This window comes from Paraburkholderia sediminicola (assembly GCF_046027355.1).
Lineage (GTDB): Bacteria > Pseudomonadota > Gammaproteobacteria > Burkholderiales > Burkholderiaceae > Paraburkholderia > Paraburkholderia sediminicola_B.
Genome location: NZ_JAQQEK010000024.1, coordinates 44,456 through 69,005, shown reverse-complemented (window position 1 = coordinate 69,005; position 24,550 = coordinate 44,456). Strand labels below are relative to the sequence as shown.

Genomic DNA, 24,550 nt, shown 5'->3' with positions numbered 1-24,550 from the left:
GCTTCAGATCCGGCCTTCCTGCTGGCCGTGGATTTGCAATCACCACGGTCACGGACCGCCCGCCGGCCCGTGCGCCGTGCCACGCCAGGTCCGCACCGGATCGCTGAACCTACGCTTCAGATTCCCGTCTCCTTGCTCGCCGCGAACTCGCAGTGGCCACCGCCAATAGACCGCCCGCCGGCCCTTGAGCCGCGCCACGCTACAATGTGCGTTGATTGTGTCGCGCGCTCCCGCGCGGCCCGCTTTAGCCTTCTTCATGACCACAAAGCCTTCTTCGCGTACTGCTTCCTCATCGGCGCGTCCGCGCGAATCACGTTTGTCGATGCTGCATCTCGCGCCCGAGTCGCTCGGTTTCGCGCTCGACTGCGCGGGCCAGGCGGTCGGCGCCGTGCGTCTCGGCGCAGCCTTGCCGGCTGCGCTGCAGTCCGTCTTCGTGTCCGCGCCCGAGGGCAGCGCCGCCGCCGCGCGCGGCGCGGTGCAGGACATCGCGTACCGCACCATGCGGCGTCTCGCGACCGCTGAGTGGCTGATCGCGCAGCTGGTGAAAAAAGCGCCGCCGCCGCACGTCGGCCATGTGCTCGCCTGCTCGCTGGCCTTGCTCGTCGACGACGAAGCGAACGCTGCCTACGCGCCGTTCACGGTGGTTGACCAGGCGGTGAGCGCGATCGGCGCGCGTCGTGAATTCGCCTTTGCGAAGGGACTCGTCAACGCCGTGCTGCGCAATTTCCTGCGCGAGCGCGAAACGCTGTTGAGCGCCGCGCAAGCCGATGAAGTGGCGCGCTGGAACTACCCGGCATGGTGGATCGACGCGGTGAAACGCGCGTGGCCGGACGCATGGCAGTCGGTGCTCGCCACCGGCAACACGCAAGGCCCGCTGACGCTGCGCGTGAACGCGCGTCACTCGACGGTCGAAGCCTACCTGCAAGTGCTGCAAAACCATCACATTGCCGCTAGCAAGGCCGGCGACTACGCCGTCAAGCTCGCCACGCCGATGCCGGTCGACCGCATTCCGGGCTTCAACGACGGCGTCGTCTCGGTCCAGGACGCCGGCGCGCAACTCGCCGCGCCACTGCTCGGCGTGCGCGACGGCATGCGCGTGCTCGACGCCTGCGCGGCGCCCGGCGGCAAGACCGGGCATCTGCTCGAACTCGCCAAACTTCAGCTCGTCGCGCTCGAAAGCGATGCGTCGCGCGCGCGCCGCATCGGCGAAAATCTGCAGCGCCTCAAGCTCGAAGCGGAAGTGCGGATCGGCGATGCGGGCGCGCCGGCGAAATGGCACGACGACATCGACCAGCCGTTCGACCGCATTCTGGCCGACGTGCCGTGTTCGGCGTCGGGCATCGTGCGGCGCCATCCGGATATCCGCTGGCTGCGCCGCGCGTCCGACATTCCCGCGCTGGTCACCGAGCAGCGCCGCATTCTCGACGCGCTGTGGCCGCTCGTGAAACCCGGCGGCGAGTTGCTCTACGTTACGTGTTCGATCTTTCCCGAAGAAGGCGAGTTGCAGGCGCAGTGGTTTGGAAACAAGTATCAGGATGCGGTACGATTGGACGCGCCGGGGCAACTGTTGCCTTCAGTCGCTCGCGCGCCCGCCGACACATCGGCCGGTTCTCATGCCGGACAACCCGCTGAAGAGAGCGCCGGCGCGAACTCAGACCACGACGGATTTTTCTACGCGCGCTTTCAGAAACGGTGACCATCAAACGCTTCTTCCCGCTTCGGCTCGCTGCCGTGCTCTGGATCGCGCTGGCCGTATGGCTGGCGGCGCCGGGCGTGGCGCATGCTGACTCGATCGCGGTGCAGCGTGCGTCGCTGCAATCCGACAACACGGGCTGGAATCTCGACGCGCGTTTCGACTTCGATCTGAACAGCAACCTTGAAGACGCTGTCAATAAAGGCATTCCGCTTTATTTCACGACCGACTTCGAACTGAGCCGGCCGCGCTGGTACTGGTTCGACGAGCAGCCGGTGAGTGTGTCGCAAAGCATTCGCCTGTCGTTCCAGCCGCTCACACGCGAATATCGCGTGTCGAGCGTGTCGTCCGGCGGTTTGCAGCTCGGTTTCACCACGCTCAAGGATGCACTCGCGGTGATCAAGCACATCACGTCGTGGCACGTGATCGACCGGAATGAAGTGCGTGTCGGCGAGACTTATAACGCGTCGGTGCGCATGCAACTCGACATCGCGCTGATGCCCAAGCCGTTTCAGATCGACGCGGTGAACAACCGCGACTGGAACCTCGCGTCCGAATGGAAGCGCTTTACCTTCACGGTGACCGAACGTGCTAAATAAAGTGCGCTCCGCTACCAGTGTCAGCAGCATCGTCGTGCGCGTGCTGGTGTCGACTGTCGCCGTCACGGCCGTGTTGCTGCTCGTGCTGCTGGCCGCGGCCAGTGCAAACACCGAATTCTTCGACCGCTATTACCAGTGGCTCTACGCTGCCAACCTCGTGGTCGCGATGATCTTTTTGCTGGTGGTGGCGACGCTCGTCATCATCATCATCGCGCGGCTGAGAAAGGGTAAGTTCGGCACGCGGTTATTGGCGAAACTCGCGTTCTTCATGGCGCTGGTCGGCGTGGTGCCGGGCGGGATCATCTACGTCGTGTCGTATCAGTTCGTGTCGCGCAGTATCGAGTCGTGGTTCGATGTGAACGTTGAAACAGCGCTCACGTCCGGCTTGAATCTCGGGCGCGGCATGCTCGACGCGTCGCTGTCCGACCTGCAGACCAAGGGCCGGTTGATGTCGGAACAGTTGGCGAGCGCGGACGCCGCCGGCACGACGCTTACGCTGCTGCGCTTGCGCGATCAGTTCGGCGTGCAGGATGCGACGATCGTCGAACCCACGCGCAGCATGTCCGGTGCGACGCCGGATATGCACGTGGTCGCGCAGGCCTCCGGCAACTATGCGACGCTCGTGCCGAACGATTTGCCTACGTCGCTGATGATCGATCAGGCGCGCGGTCGCGGCTATGCGGCGATCGAAGGCGAAGTGGACGGCGATCCTCACGCGCATGGCAGCAAGGGCGTGTTGCGGCTGCGCGTGGTGCAACGCATCCCCGATTCGAACGCGTCGCTGCTGCAGCCCACCGAACGCTTCCTGCAACTCACGCAGCCGGTGTCGCCCACGCTCGCGCGCAATGCCGACGCGGTGCAGCGCGCCTATCGCGAGTACCAGGAGAAGGCGCTCGGCCGCACGGGTCTGCGCAAGATGTATATCGGCACGCTGACGCTCGCGCTGTTCCTCGCCACCTTCATTGCGATGATGCTGGCGCTCGCGCTCGGCAATCAGCTCGCGCGGCCGTTGTTCCTGTTGGCGCAAGGCACCAAGGAAATCACGGAAGGCGATTACACGCCGAAGCGGGAAATCAAATCACGCGACGAACTGGGCTTTCTCACGCAGTCGTTCAACGCGATGACGCGGCAGTTGTCCGAAGCGCGCGCGGCGGTCGAGAACAACCGCATTGCGCTCGAACATTCGAAGGCATATCTGGAAAGCATTCTCGCGAACCTGACCGCCGGCGTGTTCGTGTTCGATCGGCAGTTCAGGCTGACCACCGCGAATCGCGGCGCCGAGCGGATTTTCCGTCAGCCGTTCCAGGCAGTAATGGGTTCGGCGCTGGATCAGATCGGCGTGCTGAGCGAATTCGGCGGCATGGTCCGCAAGGCGTTTGCCGATCGCGAAGCGGCGAGTGGCGACGGTCACGACGATCGTGGCCACTGGCAGCAGCAGTTCTCGGTGCAGGTGCCGGGCGAAACCGAGCCGCTCACCTTGCTCGTGCGCGGCGCGCGGCTCGTCTCCGCGACGGACCGCGATGCGGAAGACATGCAGACCTCCGGCTACGTCGTCGTGTTCGACGATATCTCGGACGTGATCTCCGCGCAGCGTTCGATCGCGTGGGGTGAAGTCGCGCGGCGGCTCGCGCACGAGATCAAGAATCCGCTCACGCCGATCCAGCTCTCGGCCGAACGTTTGCAGATGAAGCTCGCCGACAAGCTGTCGCCGTCCGATGCCGATGTGTTGAAGCGCGGCGCGACCACGATCGTGAACCAGGTCGCCGCGATGAAGCAGATGGTCGACAATTTCCGCGACTACGCGCGTACGCCGCCAGCGGTGCTCGCGCATCTGCAACTGAACGATCTGGTCAGCGAAGTGCTCACGCTGTACGGTATCGAAGAGGGCAAGGGCGCCATTCAGGTGGAGCTCGCCGCGTTGCCGGCGATTCGCGGCGACGCGACGCAACTGCGTCAGGTGATTCACAACCTGCTGCAGAACGCGCAGGATGCGGTTGCGGACCTCGAGCATCCGCATGTGTTGCTCGAGACGAGGACAGTAGAATACGGAGACCCCGACGCGGAAGGCAAAGTACACGTCGCGGTGCGTCTGACGGTGTCGGATAACGGAGCGGGCTTTCCCGCGCGTATCCTCACACGTGCATTCGAACCTTACGTAACGACCAAGGCCAAAGGTACGGGCCTGGGTCTTGCGATGGTCAAGAAGATTGTCGATGAACACGGCGCGCGCATCGACATCCGCAATCGTATGAAAGCGGGCGATGTCATCGAGGGCGCGCAGATATCGATCCTCTTCCTTCAACTGGCAGACGATGCCGCGGCACCCGGAACGGGGCCGCGTCCGGCGCACGGTGGTGCGTCGCAGGGAAAGACAAAAGCAACAGTGCAGACAAAGGCAGCGTAAATGGCAACCATCCTGGTGGTAGATGATGAAATGGGCATCCGGGAATTGCTCTCGGAGATCCTGAGCGACGAAGGGCATGTCGTGGAGGCCGCGGAAAACGCGCAGGAAGCGCGCGAGTTCCGTTTGCGCCAGGCGCCTGACCTGGTGCTGCTCGACATCTGGATGCCCGACACCGACGGCGTGACCTTGCTCAAGGAATGGGCCGCGCAAGGTCAACTGACCATGCCGGTGATCATGATGTCCGGCCACGCAACCATCGACACGGCGGTTGAAGCAACCAAGATCGGCGCACTCAATTTCCTCGAGAAGCCGATTGCGCTGCAGAAGCTGCTGAAGGCCGTCGAGCAGGGTCTCGCGCGTGGCACGGCGGCGGGTGCGCCTGGCGGCGCGGCAGCCAAGCCGGTGTTGCCGGTGAGTGCTTCGGCGGTGGCGTCAGCAGCGGCCTTGCCGATGCTCTCGACCGATGGCTTGGGCAGCGGCGCGCTGGCTGCGCAAACCGCATCGATCTCGTTCGATATTCCGCTGCGCGACGCACGCGATGCGTTCGAGCGTGCGTACTTCGAATATCACCTCGCGCGTGAGAACGGCAGCATGACGCGCGTGGCGGAGAAGACGGGGCTGGAGCGCACGCACTTGTATCGCAAGCTCAAGCAACTCGGCGTGGATCTCGGAAAAAACAAAGGCGAGTGAAGGTGAGTAACAAGCGGAAGTGAAGTCGGCGCGCAATGTGCGGATTTCGCCTCCACAGATTTTTTCGAGAAGGGGCTTGTCGGACTGCTGACCCTTTGATATCATTTCGTTCTTCGTTGGCCCGGTAGCTCAGTTGGTAGAGCAGCGGATTGAAAATCCGCGTGTCGATGGTTCGATTCCGTCCCAGGCCACCAGGATTCAGCCCCAGGAAATCGCAAGATTCCTGGGGCTTTTCCTTTTTGTGCCCCTATTGTGACGGGCGTGACGGGCATCCGTTGCTTCGGTTTGCGCGCACCACGCGGCAGGGCGCGCTCGGCGGTAATCGGCGTCGCGTGATAAAATCGCGCCAGTTCAAGGACTTGCACGTGAGTGCGTCGCCTGAGTGCCGCGCGGCAACGCCGCCACCAGCACCGAACCCTTCGCCCGACGATTAACGGTATAAGCGCCCAGCGACTCTGTATGCGGAAGGCGCGGCCTATACTGCTTTGGGCCGGCAGCAGTGCCGGCACGCGTCGCGCCGCGTTGCTTGCATGGCGCACCTCGCGCAGCGCGACGTGGCACTCTTCATTCACGGAGTTTCACGGTGATCCGCAACGACGCTAAACGTAGCGCTCTGGTGCTGTTTTCCGGCGGCCAGGATTCCGCCACGTGCCTCGCCTGGGCGCTCGAACGTTATGAAACGGTTGAGACGCTGGGCTTCGATTACGGTCAGCGGCACCGCGTCGAACTGGAATGCCGCGAGGGGTTTCGCAACGCCGTCGCGCGCGCATTTCCCGCATGGGCCGAGCGCCTCGGCGACGACCATATGATCGATCTGTCGGTGCTCGGCGCGATCAGCGATACCGCCATGACGCGCGAGATCGAGATCGAAGCCACGGCCAACGGATTGCCGAACACGTTCGTGCCGGGCCGCAATCTGATGTTCATGACCATCGCCGCGGCAATTGCATATCGACGTGGTTTGCAGGTGCTGGTCGGCGGTATGTGCGAGACGGATTTCTCAGGCTATCCCGATTGCCGCGACGACACGATGAAGGCGTTGCAGGTCGCGCTGAACCTCGGCATGGACACGCGCATCCTGCTCGAGACACCGTTGATGTGGCTCGACAAGGCGGACACGTGGCGCCTCGCACACGAGCTTGGCGGCGACGAACTGGTCGAGCTGGTGCGCGTCGAGACGCATACGTGCTACGTCGGCGAACGCGCTGAATTGCATGCATGGGGCTTCGGTTGTGGTGAATGCCCGGCGTGCCGGTTGCGCAAGCGCGGCTACGAAGCGTATCTGTCGGGTGAGAAGGTCACCGAGGTGCCGGTCTAATGACGGTCGGCGCAGCAGCGCAACTCAGGCAATAATTTTCAGGAACACAGGGCAGAAAGCAGCATGACTTACGCGGTCAAGGAAATCTTCTACACGTTGCAGGGCGAGGGCGCGAATGCCGGGCGTCCGGCTGTGTTCTGCCGGTTCGCCGGCTGCAATCTGTGGTCGGGCCGCGAAGAAGATCGTGCCGAGGCGGTGTGCCGCTTCTGCGATACCGACTTCGTCGGCACCGACGGCGAAAACGGCGGCAAGTACCGCACGGCTGACGATCTGGTGCAGATGATCGCGTCGCAATGGCCGCAAGGCGAGGGCGAGCGTTTCGTGGTGTGCACGGGCGGCGAACCGATGCTGCAGATCGATCAACCGTTGGTCGACGCGCTGCATGCCGCCGGCTTCGAAATCGCCATTGAAACCAACGGCTCGCTGCCGGTGCTCGAGACGATCGACTGGATCTGCGTGAGCCCGAAGGCTGACGCACCGCTCGTCGTGACCAAGGGCAACGAATTGAAGGTCGTGATTCCGCAGGACAACCAGCGTTTGTCCGAGTATGCGAAGCTCGACTTCGAATATTTCCTCGTCCAGCCCATGGACGGTCCGTCGCGCGACCTCAACACGAAGCTCGCGATCGAATGGTGCAAACGCCATCCGCAATGGCGCCTGTCGATGCAGACCCACAAGTATCTGAACATTCCCTGATTTGCCGTGCTGACGATTACACGAAAACTCGAATTCGACGCGGGTCACCGCATTCCTGATCACCGCAGCCAGTGCCGTAATCTGCACGGTCATCGCTACGTGCTCGAAATCACGCTGCAAGGCGATCTGGTCGACACCGAAGGCGCGCCGGATCGCGGCATGGTGATGGACTTCGCCGACGTGAAGTCGCTCGCCGTCGAGCATCTCGTCGACAAGTGGGACCATGCGTTTCTCGTCTATGAAGGCGACACGCAGGTGCGCGGTTTCCTGGAAACGATGGCCGGCCACAAGACGGTCGTGCTCGATCGCATCCCCACCGTCGAAAATCTTGCCGCCGTCGCATTCGACATTCTCGCGAATGTCTACGACGCGCACTACGGCGTGAATCTGCGTCTGCACAAGCTGCGTCTGTACGAGACGCCGAATTGCTGGGCCGACGTGGTCCGCGACTAAACCCGGCGGCGCCTCATCCCCCGAAGGAAGTCTCCCTGGGGGAACGCCAACCCTCGCGTTATTGTCACGGTATGATCGCTCCGATAACCACACGGAGCGAGACATGCCGGTCACCGCATTGCGTCGCAGCAGGCTGCCGGGCCGCCACGGCCCGCGCGTTCATCTGGCCCACGAGGCCAGCATGCTTTCCAGCAGTTCAGGCAAAGCACCGCTTCATCGCCACGGAGCGCGGCGATGAGCACCTTCACCAATCCCCTCAAGTTACGCCTTAAAGAAACCGATCCGCTGTTCGGACTATGGCTCTCACTCGGTAGCGACGCTGCCGCCGAAGCGCTCGCGCACGCCGGTTACGACTGGCTGCTGATCGACATGGAGCACTCACCGAACGATAGCGGCGACGTCGCCTCGCAATTGCGCGCGATCGCCGCCGCGCATCTGCCGAGCGAGCCGGTGGTGCGCGTGCCGTCTAGCGAGGCATGGCTCGTCAAGCGCGTGCTCGATGCCGGCGCGCGCACGCTGATGTTCCCGAATATCGAGTCGGCGGACGAGGCGGCGCGTGCCGTGCGTCTCACGCAATATCCGACCGCCGGGGCGCTCGATGGCGAGCGCGGCGTTGCCGGCGCGGTGCGGGCCGCGGGCTACGGCATGCGGCGCGACTACGTGCAGACGGCCAACGCGCAGATCGCGACCATCGTGCAGATTGAGTCAGCGCGCGGCTTGCAGGAAGTGGAAAAGATCGCGGCGACGCCGGGCGTCGATTGCCTGTTCGTCGGACCGGCCGATCTCGCCGCGAGCCTCGGTCATCTCGGCGATTCGAAGCACGCCGACGTGCAGGCCGCGATGGCGCGCATCGTCAGCGCCGCGGACAAGGCGGGCATTGCCGCCGGTATTTTCGCCATGGACGTCGCGAGTGCCAAGCAGCATCGCGATGCCGGTTTTCGTTTCATCGCTCTGGCCGCCGACGTCATGTGGATGTTGCGCGCGACTCGCCAGGCGCTGCAGGAGGTGAGGTCATGAAGGGGATGGTGCAGTGCGTCGTGGTGCGTCTGGCAGTCGCAGCGGCATTGATGGCGAATGTGGCGGCCTATGCGCAAGACAGCCGCGTTGCGAAGTCGAACGATCCGGAGACGCAAACCGCGGTCGCCGACTACAACGCCGGCAATCTGGCCGCGGCGCTGACCGAGTTCCGCAAGGCCGCCGAGCGCGGCAGCCGGCTCGCCGAGTTCAACTACGCGATGATGCTGCTCAACGGCGAAGGCGCCCCGGCCAACGTCGATGAAGGCAAGAAGTGGCTGCGTAAGGCCGCCGACGCCAACATGTCGCACGCGCAATACGTGTACGGCAAGATGTACGACGATGGCGAGTTCGTCGGGCGCGATCCGGTCGAGGCGCATCGCTGGTTCCTGAAGGCAGCGCAGCAAGGGCATGTGCAGGCGGAGTTGGCGCTGGCCAATCAGTTCCTCGATGGACGCGGCACCGAGCGCGACAATAAGCAGGCGTTCGTCTGGTACAAGAAAGCGGCGGAGGGTGGCGACATGACGGCGCAATACGTGGCCGGCTCGTTCTATGAGCGAGGCGGCGACGGCGTGGAGAAGAATCTGAACGTGGCCCGCGCTTATTACGCGGCCGCGGCGGCGCAGGGCGATCCGGCGGCGCGGCTCAAGTATCAGCAACTCAGCGCGCAATTGCGGGATCAGAAGGAAGTGAAGCCGCAGTAAGACCGTGACGTTTTGATAACGACGCTGGATACGAAAAGGGGCGCTCCGTGTGTGAAGAGCGCCCCTTTTGCTTGTGGTGTTACCGGCAGTGCTCGCGCGGCTCCGTCGCGCTAACTCTGCATCAACCGCTTCTGCCGCGCGACGCTCATGATGAGGCCGATGGCCACCCCCAGCGTCGTCAGCGCAGTACCGCCGTAACTCATGAACGGCAACGGCACGCCGACCACCGGCAAGATCCCGCTCACCATGCCGATATTCACGAACGCGTAGGTGAAGAACGCCATCGTCAACGAGCCCGCCAGCAAGCGTCCGAATAGCGTCGCGCCATTGGCCGCGATATACAGCCCGCGCGCGATCAACAGCATGTATAGCGTGAGCAGCACGACGCCGCCCGCCAGCCCGAACTCTTCGGAGAACACCGCGAAAATAAAGTCGGTGTGCTTCTCGGGGATGAACTCCAGATGCGCCTGCGTGCCTTTCAGCCAGCCTTTGCCAAGCGGGCCACCGGAGCCAATCGCGATGACCGCCTGGATCGTGTGGAAGCCCTTGCCGAGCGGATCAGAGGTCGGATCGAGCAGCGTGCAGATGCGGTGCTTCTGATAATCGTGCATCAACGGCCACTGCACTTCCGGCTGACAGATCTTGTCCTGGAACGCCGCGATCGAGCCGACGGCGATCACACCTGCAATCAGTACCGGCACGATCAATTTGAAACTGAGGCCCGCGAAGTAAATCACGAAGAGGCCGGCCGCGAACACCAGCACGGCAGTACCAAGGTCGGGCTGCTTGGCGATCAGACCAACCGGTACCGCCAGAATCACCAAACCGACCAGAAAGTCGTACCAGCGCATCACGCCTTCGCGTCGCTGGTAGTACCACGCGAGCATTAGCGGCGTGGCGATCTTCAGGATTTCCGATGGCTGGATCACCACGCCGACATTGATCCAGCGCTTCGCCCCCTTGCGCGTGAGGCCGAATAGCGCCACCGCGACCAGTAACGCGATCCCGAATGTATAGAGCGGAACCGCGAAGCGCATCAGCGTGGTGGGCGGGACATTGGCGAGCGCCCACATCAGCACGAACGTCAGCATGATGTTGCGCAACTGGTCTTCCACGCGGCCGGGAACATCGAGACTCGCGCTGTACAGCGTGACGATGCCGACGCACAACAGCAGGAACACGATCAGTGCGAGCGGGCGGTCGAAGCCCGCGAACATCCGCTTAATGCGGTCGAGCCAGGCGCGCTTGTCGAATTGCATGCCTTTCTCCTTACTCGTCGATGCCGCCGGAAACCGGCTGGCGTGGCGACGTGGCCTGAATGCCGTTATCGCGCGACGGAGCGGCGGCAGTCGGCGCCGGCTCGCTGGCCGGACGGGGTTTGTGCGGGACGCCGGATTTACGCGACGCTGGATTCTTCGTGGCGGTGGCCGCGGACGCCGAGGCGGGCACCGGTGCCGATGCGGCATCAGGCGCGGAAGCTGCTGCCGCCGCGGACGCAGCCTTCGCAGCCGCCGCAGCGGAAGCCGCCGCTGCCGCCGAAGCCGCACCGGGAATCGGCAGCGCGGTGAAGCCCGCCGCGACCTTGACCGGCTGCGCCGCGTCCTGCGGCAACGGTGCGCCGCCGACTTCCGGCGCGGACGCATCCTCGGTCGCCGACGCCGCTGCCTCGATCGCCGCCGCCTGAGCGCCCGGCTTGTTCTTGCCGACGAGGTAATAATCGAGCACCTTGCGCGCAATCGGGCCCGCCGATTCCGCACCCCAGCCGCCGTTTTCGACGATCAGCGCGAGCGCGATCTTCGGTTGCTCGGCCGGCGCGAACGCGATGAAGAGCGCGTGGTCGCGCAGATGCTCGGCGATCGCGTGGCCCTTGTAGTTCGCGCCCTGCAGCGAGTAGACCTGCGCCGTCCCCGTCTTGCCGGCCGCCTGGTACTGCGCGCCGATGAACAACTTCGACGCCGTGCCGTTGGTCACGACGCCTTCCATCGCGCGCTTGATGATGTCGATATCCGACTGCTTCACCGCGATCTTGTCGCTCGGGTCGCGCACGACCGGCCGCGTGTCTTTCGTGATCGGATTTTCGATGTCGCGCACGAGGTGCGGCTTCATCACGACGCCGTTGTTCGCGAGCGTGGCCGTGGCGTGAGCAAGCTGGAGAATGGTGAACGAGTTGTAGCCCTGGCCGATGCCGAGACTGATCGTTTCGCCTTCATACCACCGTTGCTGTTCGGGCTTACGGTACGCCTTGCGCTTCCATTCCGTGGACGGCAGGATGCCGCGCGCCTCGCCCGAAATGTCGATGCCGGTGATCTGGCCGAAGCCCCACGGCTTCATGAAGTTGGCGATATTGTTGACGCCGAGATCGTGCGCGAGCATGTAGAAATACGTGTCGTTCGATACCACGATCGCGCGGTTCATATCGACCCAGCCTTGGCCCGAGCGCACGTCGTTACGGAACGTGTGGCCGCCGAAGGTGTACGAACCCGGATCCTGGAAGCCCCAGCCCGGCGTGCGCTTATGTAGCGTCAGCGCGGCAAGCGCCATGAACGGCTTGTAAGTCGAGCCCGGCGGATAGGTGCCGTGCAACGGCCGGTTGAGCAGCGGGTGGTCGGGCGAGTTGTTGAGATCGTCCCAGGTCTGCTGATCGATCCCGTCGACGAACGAATTCGGATCGAAGCTCGGCGCGGACACGAACGCGAGCACATCGCCCGTCGACGGCTCGATCGCGACCAGCGCGCCGCGGCGGCCCGCGAAGGCCTGCTCGGCGACCTGCTGCAGCCCGATATCCAAGGACAGCACGAGGTTGTTGCCGGGCGTTGCCTGGGTGCGCGACAGCGTGCGCACGGGACGGCCGCCGGCGGTCACTTCCACTTCCTCGAAACCGGTCTGGCCGTGCAACTCGGTCTCGTAACTTTGCTCGACGCCGATCTTGCCGATGTAGTCGGTGCCCTTGTAGTTGTTCGCATCCAGACGCGGATCGTAGTGGTCCGGATCACTGTCGTTCTGGTCGCTGGCGTCGTCGATACGGTCCTGATCGCGCTGCGAAATCCGGCCGATATAGCCGATCACGTGCGCCGCGGTCGGCCCGAGCGGATATTGGCGGAACAGGCGCGCGCGCACTTCCACGCCGGGAAAACGGAAGCGCTGCGCGGTGAAGCGCGCGACTTCGTCGTCGGTCAGGCGGGTGCGGATTGGCAGGCTCTCAAAGTTCTTCGAGTCTTCCTGCAGTTTCTTGAAGCGGCGGCGGTCGCGCGCGTCGATCGAGACGACCGTGGCCAGGCTGTCGATCACGTTTTCGAGCGAGTCGTTCAGCTTCGAGGGCGTGAGTTCGAGCGTATAAGCCGAGTAGTTCTTGGCCAGCACGACGCCGTTGCGATCGGTGATGATGCCGCGGTTCGGCACGATCGGCGCGACCGAAATGCGGTTTTCATCGGCTTGCAGCGAGTATTTGCTGTAGTGCCAGACCTGCAGGAACAGGAAACGGAAGCCGATCAGCCCGAAGCAGACGAACACGAACAGGCCCGCCGCCGCGACGCGCAGGCGGAACTTCGAGAGCTGTTGCTGAGTGTCCTTGAATTCGGTCATGCGATTCTGCAAAAGGCCGGGTGACGGCCATCATGAGTGTGCGCCTTTTCCGGCCGGAACCGGAAGGCATGAACAGCGATGCGCGTCGAGCGGGCCGGCAAAGTGGGTTCTGGCAAGAACGGCCGGCGGGCTCGCTGCGGGATCAAATCGGCCGGGTATCGTCCGGATCGGCCGGGCGGCGCTGCGGCATCAGCAGCAGCACGCTGGTGACCGGCCACAGCGCGGCTTCGACGAAGCCGTCGATCAGATAACCCCAACCCGGAAACGCCGCGCCCGTCAGCAGACGGATCACGAACGGCACCAGTTGCGCGACGACCAGCAGCGGCATGACCGCGAAGGTCTGCACGCCGAGCGACATCCACAGCACGCGGCGGTGGATCGTGATCGCGCCGTACGACAACAACGTATACGCCAGCGCGTGCTCGCCGAGCAGGCTGGCGTTATGCACATCCATCAGCAAACCGAGCGAAAACGCGATACCCATGCCGACTTTGCGCGGCTGGTGCACGTTCCAGAACAGCAGCACGAGCGCCACGAAGTCCGGCACGCCGACGAGGCGTCCCCACGGCATCAGATTCAGCAGGAACGCTGCAGCGAGGCTGAACGAGATGAAGTAGGGATTGACCGGCTGCAGAATATATTGCGGACGGTTCATGGCTGGGCCCCTGGCTTGGCTGGCGGCTTCGCGTTCTTCTCAGCGGCCGGTTTCCTTTCGGGGGCGGCCTTTTTCTCCACGGCGGCCGGTTTGGCCGGCGCTTTTTCGGCGGGCTTGGCGGCTGCGGGTTTCTCGGCGGCGGGTTTTTCGCCCGCTTTTGCCGGAGACTTGTCCGCCGCAGCTTTGCCGTCCGCCGGTTTGCCGCCCTTCTTCGCTTTCGCCTCTTTCGCGGCCGTGGCTGCATCGGGTTCTTCGGCCGGGCGCGGCGGCACATTGTTCACGTAATGCAGCACCAGCAACTGGCGTGCGCCGCGCACCGGTGCGATCGGCAGGCAGATCACGCGCGCGAACGCCGTATCGGCCTGTTTGTCGACCCGCACCACCTTGGCGACCGGCAGGCCCGGCGGATACACGCCGTCCAGGCCGCTGGTGACGAGTTCGTCGCCGGACTGGATGTCGGCGCTGATCGGCACGAAGCGCAGATCGAGCGTGTCGCCCTTCGGCGTGCCGTAGATCACGCTGCGCAAGCCAGTGCGCACGATCTGTACGGGCACCGCCTGATCCTTGTCCGTGAGCAGCGTCACTTCGGCTTGCAGCGGGAACACGCGCGTCACCTGGCCGATCACGCCGTCTTCATTGACGACCGGCGAACCGTTCTGGATGCCTTGCTGCGCACCGCGGCCGATCACGACCTTCTGCGTGAACGGATCGCGCGTGTCGTACTGGATCTCGGCCGGCAGCGATTCCGTGGTGGAGCGCTGGGACAGTTGCAGCAGCGCGCGCAAATGCGCGTTTTCGGCAGCCAGTTCGGCGGCCGTATTGGCTTGCTGCGAAAGCTGCAGATCTTTGGTGCGCAGCTTGTCGTTTTCGCTGCGCAGCGTGGCGCTGGTCACGGCCAGGTCGGCGGCGCCCACGAACATGTCGCGCGGCACGAGCGCCGCGCGTTGCAACGGATAAAGACCCGCGCCGAGCACGCCACGCACGATTTCGAGCGTTCTAAAGCGTGCGTCGGAGATCAGCAGGGCGATCGCCAGCAAGACAAAAAATACCAGTCGTGCGAGGGCGGATGGTCCTTGCTTGAACAGGGGCGGCGGACTGTATTCCATGGTCGGCGCCGGGGGCGTGAACGGTTGGGTGAGACGGCGGCGCGCGAGGGACGCGCGTTCAGCGCGCGGAGGCTGGCAGGCCCAGCCAACGGCAAACCGGCCCGCAAGGGGCCGTTTGCCTGATCCGCGCTACTGACATGGAGACGGGCTCGCTTACTCGTACGAGAAGATGCTGCCCAGCTTGTCCATGCGTTCGAGCGCCATGCCCGAGCCGCGCACAACGCAGGTCAGCGGGTCTTCGGCGACGAGCACCGGGAGGCCAGTTTCTTCGGCGAGCAGGCGGTCCAGATCGCGCAGCAGTGCGCCACCGCCGGTGAGCATCATGCCGCGCTCGGCGATGTCCGCACCAAGTTCCGGCGGCGTTTGTTCGAGCGCGATCTTCACCGACGACACGATCTGGTTCAGCGGATCGGTGAGGGCTTCGAGAATTTCGTTGCTGGAGATCGTGAAGCTGCGCGGAATGCCTTCCGACAGATTGCGGCCCTTCACTTCCATTTCCTTGACTTCGGAACCCGGGAAGGCGGAACCGATTTCCTTCTTGATGGCTTCGGCGGTTTGCTCGCCGATCAGCATGCCGTAGTTGCGGCGGATGTAGTTGACGATGGCTTCGTCGAACTTGTCGCCACCCACGCGCACGGAGCCCTTGTACACGATACCGCCGAGCGAGATCACGCCGACTTCGGTCGTGCCGCCGCCGATGTCGACGACCATCGAGCCGGTGGCTTCCGACACCGGCAAGCCGGCGCCGATAGCCGCAGCCATGGGTTCTTCAATGAGGTACACCTGCGAAGCGCCCGCACCGTGCGCGGCTTCTTTAATAGCGCGGCGCTCGACCTGGGTCGAACCGCAAGGCACGCAAATGATGATGCGCGGCGACGGCGAGAACATGCGCGATTCGTGAGCAGTTTTGATGAACTGCTTGATCATCTGCTCGGTGACGGTGAAGTCGGCGATCACGCCGTCTTTCATGGGGCGGATTGCCTCGATGTTGCCCGGCACCTTGCCGAGCATCTGCTTGGCTTCCTTGCCGACTGCCTGGATGGTTTTCTTACCGTTGGGACCGCCTTCCTGGCGGATCGAGACCACCGACGGTTCATCAAGAACGATGCCCTTGCCACGCATGTAGATGAGCGTGTTGGCCGTACCGAGGTCAATGGCCAGATCGTTGGAGAAGTAGCTGCGCAAAAAACCGAACATTCAAAATCCTGTCTCGCTGGGGGCCGGGCCTCGCAATGGTTGCGCAGGGCGGCAGCGGAAAAAATAACAGCTTCAACCGGGCGGAAGCGGCGCCACAGGAACTTGAAGCTGCGAGGGAGTCTACCGGAGGCCGGTGCAAAGCCAGGTCAGAAAAATCCGAACTATCTTTGGGAATTGTTCAGAAAGGCCTTGGTAAGTCGGTCCGGGTTTGGGTCGAACGCGTAATGATACCTTATAATTTTGGATGTTTTGAAGGAAACGGACGGCACTTTTTGCCTCCGCTGGCCCCTTTTTCGAGGTCTTCCTCCAGCGTCGTAACCCGCTGTCGCAGCGTTGTTTTTCTATGCTGCGGCGGTCCACCACATTTTCCGGTGACTGCATGGCTCTGACCCTGACCGATGTAAAACGCATCGCGCATCTTGCGCGGCTCGAACTGGCCGACGCCGAAGCTGAGCACACGCTTGTCCAGCTCAACGATTTTTTCGGCCTCGTCGAGCAGATGCAGGCGGTCGATACCACCGGCATCGCGCCGCTTGCCCATCCGATCGAGCAGATCGAAGACGTCGCGCTGCGTCTGCGCAACGACGCGGTGACCGAAACGGTCGAACGCGAAGCTTTCCAGCGCCCGGCGCCGGCCGTGCACGAAGGCCTGTATCTCGTGCCGAAGGTGATCGAGTAAAACCCGCGCATCGAGCCCGGCGCGGCGCGCGAGCCAGCCTCCCGGCGATGTGCCGCTCAGCGGCATATCGCCTCGTGGCCCCGGCGCTTGCATGACCGTCGTCTCCGGCTTCCTCGGCTCGGCTTGCCGGCGGGCAGCCGAACGCCTCCACGGCAGCGTGACTACGCTGCCGCGCTCTTCAGGATAAAACGCAATGCATGAAAAAAGTTTGACCGAACTGCGCGCCGCACTGACGGCCAAGGAATGCTCCGCAGTCGAACTGGCGCAGCTCTATCTGAAGCGGATCGACGCGGCCAACAGCCTGAACGCATTCATCCAGGTCGACCCCGAGCTGACGCTCGCGCAGGCGAAAGCCGCGGACGCGCTGCTCCATACCGGCCACGCCGGCCCGCTCGTCGGCCTGCCGATCGCGCACAAGGACGTGTTCGTCACCAAGGGCTGGCGCTCCACCGCCGGCTCGAAAATGCTGTCGAACTATGAGAGCCCGTTCGACGCGACCGTGGTCGCGCGTCTGCAGAACGCCGGCATGGTGTGCGTGGGCAAGACCAATATGGACGAGTTCGCGATGGGCTCGTCCAACGAGAATTCGTACTTTGGTCCCGTGCAGAATCCGTGGGATGTTAAGGCTGTGCCGGGCGGTTCGTCGGGCGGTTCGGCGGCGGCCGTGGCCGCGCGGCTTGCGCCGGCCGCGACCGGTACCGATACCGGCGGTTCGATCCGTCAGCCGGCGTCGTTTTCCGGCATCACCGGTATCAAGCCCACGTACGGCCGCGTGTCGCGTTACGGCATGATCGCGTTCGCTTCGTCGCTGGATCAGGGTGGTCCGATGGCGCAAAGCGCCGCGGATTGCGCCACGCTGCTCAACGCCATGGCCGGTTTCGACGAACGTGATTCGACCAGCCTCGTGCGCGACGACGAAGACTACACGCGCTATCTGGGCAAGTCGTGGAAAGAAGATAGCGCCGGCAAGCCGCTCGCCGGCCTGCGCATCGGTTTGCCGAAAGAGTATTTCGGCGCCGGTCTTGCCGACGACGTGCGCTTGTCGATCGACGCCGCGCTCAAGCAATACGAAGCGCTCGGCGCCACGCTGGTCGAAGTCTCGTTGCCGAAAACCGAGTTGTCGATTCCGGTGTACTACGTGATCGCACCGGCGGAGGCTTCGTCGAACCTGTCGCGTTTCGACGGCGTGCGCTTCGGCCATCGTGCCGCGGAGTATCGCGATCTGCTCGACATGTACAAGAAGTCGCGCGCCGAAGGTTTCGGCCCGGAAGTGAAGCGCCGCATTCTGGTCGGCGCGTACGTGCTGTCGCACGGCTATTACGACGCGTACTACCTGCAGGCGCAGAAGATCCGCCGCATCATCGCGCAGGACTTCCAGGAAGCGTTCAAGCAGTGCGACGTGATCATGGGACCGGTTGCGCCAACGGTTGCGTGGGACCTCGGCGCGAAGGGCGACGATCCGGTGCAGATGTATCTGGCCGACATCTACACGCTGTCGGTGAGCCTCGCCGGTTTGCCGGGCATGAGCGTGCCGTGCGGTTTCGGCGCGGGCGCGAATGCGCAGCGTCCGGTGGGTTTGCAGATCATCGGCAACTATTTCAATGAAGCCCGGATGCTGCAGGTGGCCGACGCGTTCCAACGCGCGACCGACTGGCACCGCAAAGCACCGGCAGGAGTGTGAGCACCATGGCCAAGCAATGGGAAGTCGTGATCGGTCTGGAGACCCACGCGCAACTGTCGACGCAATCGAAGATTTTTTCCGGCGCCGCGACGCAATTCGGCGCCGCGCCGAACACTCAAGCGTGCCCCGTCGATCTTGCATTGCCGGGCACGTTGCCGGTGATGAACCGCGGTGCTGTGGAGCGCGCGATTCAGTTCGGCCTCGCGATCGGTGCGACGGTGGCGCCGCGCAGCATCTTCGCGCGCAAGAATTATTTCTACCCTGATCTGCCGAAGGGTTATCAGATCAGCCAGTACGAAATCCCCGTCGTGCAGGGCGGCCAGGTGACGATTCAGGTGCCGGCCAATGAAAAGGCGGGCAAGGAAGCGTACGAGAAGGTCGTCAACCTCACGCGCGCTCACCTCGAAGAAGACGCGGGCAAGTCGCTGCACGAAGATTTCGCGGGCATGACCGGCATCGACCTGAATCGCGCCGGCACGCCGCTGCTCGAAATCGTCACCGAGCCGGAAATGCGCAGTGCGGCCGAAGCGGTTGCCTATGCCAAGACGCTGCACACGCTCGTGACGTGGCTCGGCATCTGCGACGGCAACATGCAGGAAGGCTCGTTCCGTTGCGACGCGAACGTGTCGGTGCGTCCGGTCGGTCAGGCGGAATTCGGCACGCGCGCCGAGATCAAGAACCTGAACTCGTTCCGCTTCCTCGAAGAAGCGATCCAGTACGAAGTGCGCCGTCAGATCGAACTGATCGAAGACGGCGGCACCGTGGTGCAGGAAACGCGTCTGTACGATCCGGACAAACGCGAAACGCGCTCCATGCGTAGCAAGGAAGACGCGCACGATTACCGCTATTTCCCCGATCCCGATCTGATGCCGCTCGTAATCGATGCGGCGTGGGTCGAGCGCGTGAGGAGCGAGTTGCCGGAACTGCCGGTAGCGATTCAAGAGCGCTTCGTGTCGCAATACGGTTTGACGCCGTACGACGCCAACGTGCTGACATCGAGCAAAGCCATGGCCGCGTACTACGAAGCGGTGGTGAGCAAAGTCGGCCCGGCCAATGCGAAGGTTGCGGCTAACTGGCTGATGGGCGAAGTGTCGTCGCAACTGAATCGCGAGGGTCTCGACTTTGCCGAGAGCCCGGTGTCGTCCGCGCAACTCGCGTTGCTGCTGCAGCGTATCGCCGACGGTACGATCTCCAACAAGATCGCCAAGGAAATTTTCCTCGCGATCTGGGAAGAGAAGGCCACCGACGAAGCTGCCGCCGACCGCATCATCGAGGCGAAGGGGCTGAAGCAGATTTCGGATACCGGCGCGCTGGAAGCGATCATCGACGAAGTGCTCGCCGCGAACCAGAAGTCGGTAGAGGAATTCCGCGCCGGCAAGGAAAAGGCGTTCAATGCGCTGATCGGTCAGGCAATGAAAGCGACCAAGGGCAAGGCCAATCCGGCGCAGGTGAACGAACTGCTGAAGAAGAAGCTGTCCTGAGTTGAAGCTGAGATAGAGACGCACGGCTGAAGCGTTCACGCTTCAGTCAGCACGGGCTGTTGCCGGAAACGAAAGTGGGGCAACGGCCCGTTTCATTTTGCGGGTCCGTTTAAACAGACGCAGATCACGGAGTGTGTGGATGGCCAAGCAACCCGAACTCGACGATTTCCGCGTGCCGTATTTCGACGACGGCAAGAAGAAAAGCAAATTCTCGCTGAGCGACTTCGACCCGTCCGCCAAGCCGTTTTCGAGCGGTTCGAAAGATACCGACAGGGTGCGTCTGTCGGAGATCGGCGCGAAGCTCGACACCCTGCAGGAGTGTTTGCACGCGCAGCAGACGCGCCGCGTGTTGCTGGTGCTGCAGGGCATGGACACGAGCGGCAAGGACGGCACGATCCGCGCGGTGTTTCACGAAGTCGACCCGCTCGGTTTGCGCATCGTGCCGTTCAGGGCGCCGACGCCCGTCGAACTCGCACACGACTTTCTTTGGCGCGTGCATGCGCAAGCGCCGGCCGCCGGCGAACTGACGATCTTCAATCGCAGTCACTACGAAGATCTGCTGGTGCCCACCGTGCTCGGCGCGCTGGATGCGCAAGCGTTCGTGCAACGCTGCTGCCACATCCGCCAGTTCGAAGAATTGCTGGCGTATAGCGGCACGGCCATCGTCAAGTGCATGCTGCACATTTCGAAAGACGAGCAGCGCGCGCGGCTGCAGGCGCGCATCGACGATCCGAGCAAGCACTGGAAATTCGACGTCGCCGATCTCGAAGCGCGCAAGCAGTGGGACAAATATCAGGCGGCGTATCAGGACGCGCTGGCCGCGACATCGACCGAGTACGCGCCGTGGTACGTGATTCCGGCTGACTCGAAGACGCATCGCAATGTGATGGTCGCGGAGTTGCTGTTGCGCACGTTCGAAGCGCTGAAGCTCGAATATCCGCCTGCCAAGGAATCGCTGAAGGGCATCAAGGTCGAGTGACCGTGTCCTTTTGCTTCAGAAACGAATCGAACATTAAAAAGGAACGACATGTTGCGTGTGATTACCGCGAACCTGAACGGCATCCGCTCAGCGGCGAAGAAAGGCTTTTTCGACTGGTTTGGAGAACAGAAGGCCGACGTGCTGTGCGTGCAGGAAATCAAATGCTCGCAGGACGACATGACGCCGGAATTCATGGCCCCGCATAATTTCACCGGCTATTTTCAACATGCCGTGAAGAAGGGCTATAGCGGCGCGGGCGTCTACACGCGGCACGAACCGGACGAAGTGGTGATCGGCTTCGGTAGCGAGGAGTTCGACCCGGAAGGGCGTTATGTCGAGCTGCGTTTCGGCAAGCTGTCGGTGATTTCGGTGTATGTGCCGTCGGGCTCGAGCGGTGACGAACGCCAGCAGGCCAAATACCGTTTCATGGACGAGTTCATGCCGCATCTCGCGGAACTGTCTCAGGAGCGCGAAGTGATCGTGTGCGGCGACGTCAACATCGTCCACAAGGAAATCGACATCAAGAACTGGAAGAGCAACCAGAAGAACTCGGGTTGCCTGCCGGAAGAGCGCGCATGGCTCACCAAGCTGTTCGATGAAGTGGGTTATGTCGACGTGTTCCGCACGCTCGACCAGCGGCCCGAGCAGTACACGTGGTGGAGCAATCGCGGTCAGGCGTATGCGAAGAACGTCGGGTGGCGGATCGATTATCAGATCGCGACGCCGGGTATCGCGAGCAAGGCGAAACGCACCGACGTGTTCCGCGATATCAAGTTCAGCGACCATGCGCCGCTGACGGTGGATTACGACCATAAGGTCAAGAAGTAAGCACAGCCCGCGGCGTGGCAAGCGAGGCTGAAATCAACTCCGAAAGTTGTCTCGTCAGAGAAGAACCGCGGGCGCGTTCGGCCCGCGCCACTCAATCGCGGACCAGTTTGCGGCGCGGACGGCCCATGCCGGCGTAGTCCGGCAACGCGTCCACCGTCTTGCCGATCGCCTTCGCGTAGAGCGGCAGCATGTCGGGCAAGCGCTTGATGATGTCCTGACGGCGCGCCGGTGTGTACGGATGCACGTAGATGAAGCCCTGATCGCGGTTGCTGCGCGTGGCCTGCGCCAGCTTGTCCCAGAGCGTGACCGCCGCGCGCGGATCGAAGCCGGCACGCGACGCGATATCGCTGCCGATCACGTCGGCTTCGGTCTCGTCGGTATTCTCGTACTTCATTTCCAGCAGGCGCGAGCCGATGCCGAGCGGCGCCGCGCCCAGATCGGCGAGCCCGAACAACGGCGGGATCGTGCCGGACGAGTCGAGCTGACTCGCCTGCAGTTGGCCGAGCCGCTCGCGTGCATGTTCGCGCAGCGCGTGCGCGATCTCATGGCCGATCAGCATGCCGAGCTCGTTGTCATTCAGACGCGCGCGGTCGAGCAGTCCGCCGTACACGACGATCTTGCCGCCCGGCAGACAGTACATGCGGATATCGGGCGAGCGCACCACGGCCACATCCCACTTCCAGTTCTTGGCGCGCTCGTTCCATTTCAGCGAGTACGGAACCATCTTGTCGACGATCGAACGCACGCGCGTGACGTGCGCGTCGGTGTCGCCGTACAGACGGTTGGCGTGCTCGGCGCCGTAGGCGATCTGGTTGAACTCTTCGGCGGCTTGCGCCTCGAGCATCGGCGATGGGATCAGGTTGCGGAACACCAGGTAGCCGCCGTAACGCAGCTGCGTGTTCGGGCTGTACGATGCGGACGCCGGGGCGGGCATCGAAGGAACGGCAGGCGCCTTGGCGGTTGTGGCGGACGGCGTTGATGTCGCAGCGGGCGTTCTGGCCGTGACCGGAGCCGGCGGCGGCTGGGTCGATTGGGGTGACGAAGGCGATGAAGGCGGCGAGGGCGGCGTCGCAGCAGCGGGCGTGCTGCCGGCACCTGGCGCGCTGGTGCCGCTGTTCGCGCCTTGTGCCGCCGATGTCGCGCTTTCCGCGCTCGCGGCAGTTGCCGCGGACTTCGCCGTTGGCGCGGCCGTCGTGGTGGGCGCGGCCGCCGGCGCTGCTGCGGGTGCGCTGGTAGCGGCTGCCGGCGCGGCTGCTGCATAGACGCTCGATGGCGTGGCCAGCGCCAGGCCCACACAGCCGAGCGCCCACATTGCGTGCGGTACTACGTGGCTGGCCTTGAGCACGGGACGCCGGGACGTAGTCGAGCGCGGCGCGCCCTTCGAAAGAAGCGCCTTCACGACTGCGTCCTCCACGGCGCGATGCGCAGCAGAAGCAACATGCCGGGCAACCCCAACGCCGTGCAGACGATAAAGTAATCGAACCAGCCGATCTGCGCGACCACGTAGCCGCTCGCCGCCGAAGCCAATGTGCGCGGCACCGAAGCGAGGCTCGTGAAGAGCGCGAACTGCGTGGCGGTGTAGCGCGGATCGGTGGTGCTGGCGATATAGGCGGTGAATGCCGCCATCGTCAGCCCAGTGGCAAAGGTTTCCAACCCGTAGACGAGCGCTAGCGCAACTGAACGCGGCTCGAGCTGCACGGCCCAATCGACGCCCACCAGCGCGAGCAGCTTTGTCGTTCCCTCGCTCATCCAGACGGCGATGTCGTAGATCACCACGAGACCGGGCGAAGCCGGTCCGAGATGCGCGAGCCACGCAAAGCCGAGCGTCGACACCATCTGCAGGACGCCGAAGATCCACAGCCCGCGGCCGATGCCGATTTTCATCAGCCAGATCCCGCCGACGATCCCGCCCGCCAGACTCGCGCCGAATGCGGTGGTCTTCGCGATCACGCCGATCTGCGTGCGCGAAAAGCCGATGTCGAGAAAGAACGAGGTGGACAGCGTGGTCGCCATCGTGTCGCCGAGCTTGTACAGGAAGATGAAACCGAGCACGAACAGCGCGCCACGCCAGCCGTCGCGCTGAATGAATTCCTTGAACGGCTGCACGATCGCTTCGCGCAGGTTTTTGGGCGGCGTGCCGTGCACTTCGGGTTCGCGCACCACCAGTGTCATCACCATGCCGGGCAGCATGAACGCGGCCGTCACGATGAAAACGGTGGTCCACGGCAAATGATCGGACAGAATCAGCGCGAGCGAACCCGGCACCAGTGCGGCGATCTTGTAGGCGTTCACATGGACCGCGTTACCGAGCCCCTGCTGGGTATCGCTCAGCAGTTCGCGCCGGTAGGCGTCGATCACGATGTCCTGACTTGCGCCGAAGAATGCGACCAGTGCCGTCAAAGCCGCCACCGTCCAGATCGAATCTTTCGGCGACACGAACCCCAACGTTCCAATGGCGCCGGCCACCAGAATCTGCGTGACCAGCATCCAGCCGCGCCGTCTGCCCGGGCGCCAGCCCGGAAAACGCGGGACGTAGCGGTCCATCAGCGGCGCCCAGATGAATTTCCAGGTGTACGGGAACTGGATCAGCGCAAAGAGGCCGATTTCCTTCAGATTGACGCCTTCGGAGCGTAACCACGCCTGCACCAGATAGACGAGCGTGAACAGCGGCAATCCCGACGTAAAGCCGAGAAAGACGCAGATCAGCATGCGCGTATTCAGGAACGCGCGCCAGCCGGGATGTTCTTCGTGAGCGGTAAGTGCAGGCGCCTCGTGCGGCGGGTTCGACATG

At 63.5% G+C, this 24,550-nt stretch carries 21 protein-coding genes and 1 tRNA gene; 15 read left to right on the top strand and 7 right to left on the bottom strand.

The annotated features are described in order from the left end of the window. Positions 1–256 precede the first annotated feature (256 nt). The 10 genes from rsmB to PQR42_RS32190 all read left to right on the top strand — a co-directional run bounded on the left by rsmB (position 257) and on the right by PQR42_RS32190 (position 9,571). A complete protein-coding gene (rsmB, locus tag PQR42_RS32235) occupies positions 257–1,696 on the top strand; it encodes a 16S rRNA (cytosine(967)-C(5))-methyltransferase RsmB (protein WP_408383768.1) in 1,440 nt (479 codons plus the stop codon). After that, positions 1,693–2,292 (top strand): DUF4390 domain-containing protein, encoded by a 600-nt coding sequence (locus tag PQR42_RS32230; RefSeq protein WP_408383766.1) that lies wholly within the window; start codon positions 1,693–1,695, stop codon positions 2,290–2,292. Before rsmB ends, PQR42_RS32230 begins: the two co-directional genes overlap by 4 nt. Then, positions 2,282–4,696, top strand: a complete 2,415-nt coding sequence (locus tag PQR42_RS32225; protein WP_408212345.1) for a sensor histidine kinase — start codon at positions 2,282–2,284, stop codon at positions 4,694–4,696. The genes PQR42_RS32230 and PQR42_RS32225 overlap by 11 nt, the downstream gene beginning before the upstream one ends. Continuing rightward, complete coding sequence (esaR, locus tag PQR42_RS32220) at positions 4,697–5,386, top strand: response regulator transcription factor EsaR (RefSeq protein WP_408212348.1); 690 nt, start codon at positions 4,697–4,699, stop codon at positions 5,384–5,386. 118 nt (positions 5,387–5,504) lie between these two features. Beyond that, a tRNA-Phe gene (locus tag PQR42_RS32215) sits at positions 5,505–5,580 on the top strand. 389 nt (positions 5,581–5,969) lie between these two features. Further along, a complete protein-coding gene (gene queC / locus PQR42_RS32210; protein WP_408212350.1) occupies positions 5,970–6,704 on the top strand; it encodes a 7-cyano-7-deazaguanine synthase QueC in 735 nt (244 codons plus the stop codon). Positions 6,705–6,767: 63 nt separating this feature from the next. Beyond that, the gene (gene queE, locus PQR42_RS32205) at positions 6,768–7,400 is read left to right on the top strand and encodes a 7-carboxy-7-deazaguanine synthase (protein WP_408212353.1); all 633 of its coding nucleotides are present in this window, start codon (positions 6,768–6,770) and stop codon (positions 7,398–7,400) included. A gap of 9 nt (positions 7,401–7,409) precedes the next feature. After that, positions 7,410–7,853 (top strand): 6-carboxytetrahydropterin synthase QueD, encoded by a 444-nt coding sequence (gene queD / locus PQR42_RS32200; RefSeq protein ID WP_090518804.1) that lies wholly within the window; start codon positions 7,410–7,412, stop codon positions 7,851–7,853. Positions 7,854–8,087: 234 nt separating this feature from the next. Continuing rightward, a complete protein-coding gene (locus PQR42_RS32195; protein ID WP_310813390.1) occupies positions 8,088–8,870 on the top strand; it encodes an HpcH/HpaI aldolase family protein in 783 nt (260 codons plus the stop codon). Continuing rightward, on the top strand, positions 8,867–9,571 hold the full coding sequence (locus tag PQR42_RS32190; RefSeq protein ID WP_408212358.1) for a tetratricopeptide repeat protein: 705 nt from the start codon (positions 8,867–8,869) through the stop codon (positions 9,569–9,571). The genes PQR42_RS32195 and PQR42_RS32190 overlap by 4 nt, the downstream gene beginning before the upstream one ends. A gap of 110 nt (positions 9,572–9,681) precedes the next feature. Here the strand turns inward: PQR42_RS32190 and rodA are convergent, their stop codons facing one another. From rodA to PQR42_RS32165, 5 genes are all read right to left on the bottom strand, one after another. Continuing rightward, complete coding sequence (rodA, locus tag PQR42_RS32185; protein WP_408212360.1) at positions 9,682–10,830, bottom strand: rod shape-determining protein RodA; 1,149 nt, start codon at positions 10,828–10,830, stop codon at positions 9,682–9,684. A gap of 10 nt (positions 10,831–10,840) precedes the next feature. Continuing rightward, a complete protein-coding gene (gene mrdA / locus PQR42_RS32180; RefSeq protein WP_408383763.1) occupies positions 10,841–13,153 on the bottom strand; it encodes a penicillin-binding protein 2 in 2,313 nt (770 codons plus the stop codon). 142 nt (positions 13,154–13,295) lie between these two features. After that, entirely contained in the window at positions 13,296–13,808 is a 513-nt protein-coding gene (gene mreD / locus PQR42_RS32175; protein ID WP_408183993.1) for a rod shape-determining protein MreD, read from the bottom strand. Then, positions 13,805–14,914, bottom strand: a complete 1,110-nt coding sequence (gene mreC, locus PQR42_RS32170) for a rod shape-determining protein MreC (RefSeq protein WP_408212364.1) — start codon at positions 14,912–14,914, stop codon at positions 13,805–13,807. The genes mreD and mreC overlap by 4 nt, the downstream gene beginning before the upstream one ends. A 153-nt stretch (positions 14,915–15,067) precedes the next feature. Beyond that, entirely contained in the window at positions 15,068–16,111 is a 1,044-nt protein-coding gene (locus PQR42_RS32165; RefSeq protein ID WP_004189550.1) for a rod shape-determining protein, read from the bottom strand. Positions 16,112–16,490: 379 nt separating this feature from the next. Here PQR42_RS32165 and gatC point away from each other — a divergent pair, with 379 nt between their 5' ends. From gatC to PQR42_RS32140, 5 genes are all read left to right on the top strand, one after another. Continuing rightward, the gene (gene gatC / locus PQR42_RS32160) at positions 16,491–16,790 is read left to right on the top strand and encodes an Asp-tRNA(Asn)/Glu-tRNA(Gln) amidotransferase subunit GatC (RefSeq protein ID WP_408494427.1); all 300 of its coding nucleotides are present in this window, start codon (positions 16,491–16,493) and stop codon (positions 16,788–16,790) included. Positions 16,791–16,983: 193 nt separating this feature from the next. Further along, complete coding sequence (gene gatA / locus PQR42_RS32155; RefSeq protein WP_408383759.1) at positions 16,984–18,471, top strand: Asp-tRNA(Asn)/Glu-tRNA(Gln) amidotransferase subunit GatA; 1,488 nt, start codon at positions 16,984–16,986, stop codon at positions 18,469–18,471. A gap of 5 nt (positions 18,472–18,476) precedes the next feature. Further along, positions 18,477–19,952 carry an Asp-tRNA(Asn)/Glu-tRNA(Gln) amidotransferase subunit GatB gene (gene gatB / locus PQR42_RS32150; RefSeq protein WP_408383757.1) on the top strand — a complete coding sequence of 492 codons (1,476 nt, stop codon included), beginning with the start codon at positions 18,477–18,479 and terminating at the stop codon, positions 19,950–19,952. 139 nt (positions 19,953–20,091) lie between these two features. Further along, positions 20,092–20,931: a PPK2 family polyphosphate kinase gene (locus PQR42_RS32145; RefSeq protein ID WP_408212375.1), complete on the top strand. Its 840-nt coding sequence runs from the start codon at positions 20,092–20,094 to the stop codon at positions 20,929–20,931. Positions 20,932–20,979: 48 nt separating this feature from the next. Further along, entirely contained in the window at positions 20,980–21,759 is a 780-nt protein-coding gene (locus tag PQR42_RS32140; protein WP_012431400.1) for an exodeoxyribonuclease III, read from the top strand. Between the two features lie 91 nt (positions 21,760–21,850). Here the strand turns inward: PQR42_RS32140 and PQR42_RS32135 are convergent, their stop codons facing one another. Both PQR42_RS32135 and PQR42_RS32130 read right to left on the bottom strand, forming a co-directional pair. Further along, positions 21,851–23,173: a M48 family metalloprotease gene (locus tag PQR42_RS32135; RefSeq protein ID WP_408383755.1), complete on the bottom strand. Its 1,323-nt coding sequence runs from the start codon at positions 23,171–23,173 to the stop codon at positions 21,851–21,853. Continuing rightward, entirely contained in the window at positions 23,155–24,549 is a 1,395-nt protein-coding gene (locus PQR42_RS32130) for an AmpG family muropeptide MFS transporter (RefSeq protein ID WP_408383752.1), read from the bottom strand. The genes PQR42_RS32135 and PQR42_RS32130 overlap by 19 nt, the downstream gene beginning before the upstream one ends. Position 24,550: the final 1 nt, after the last annotated feature.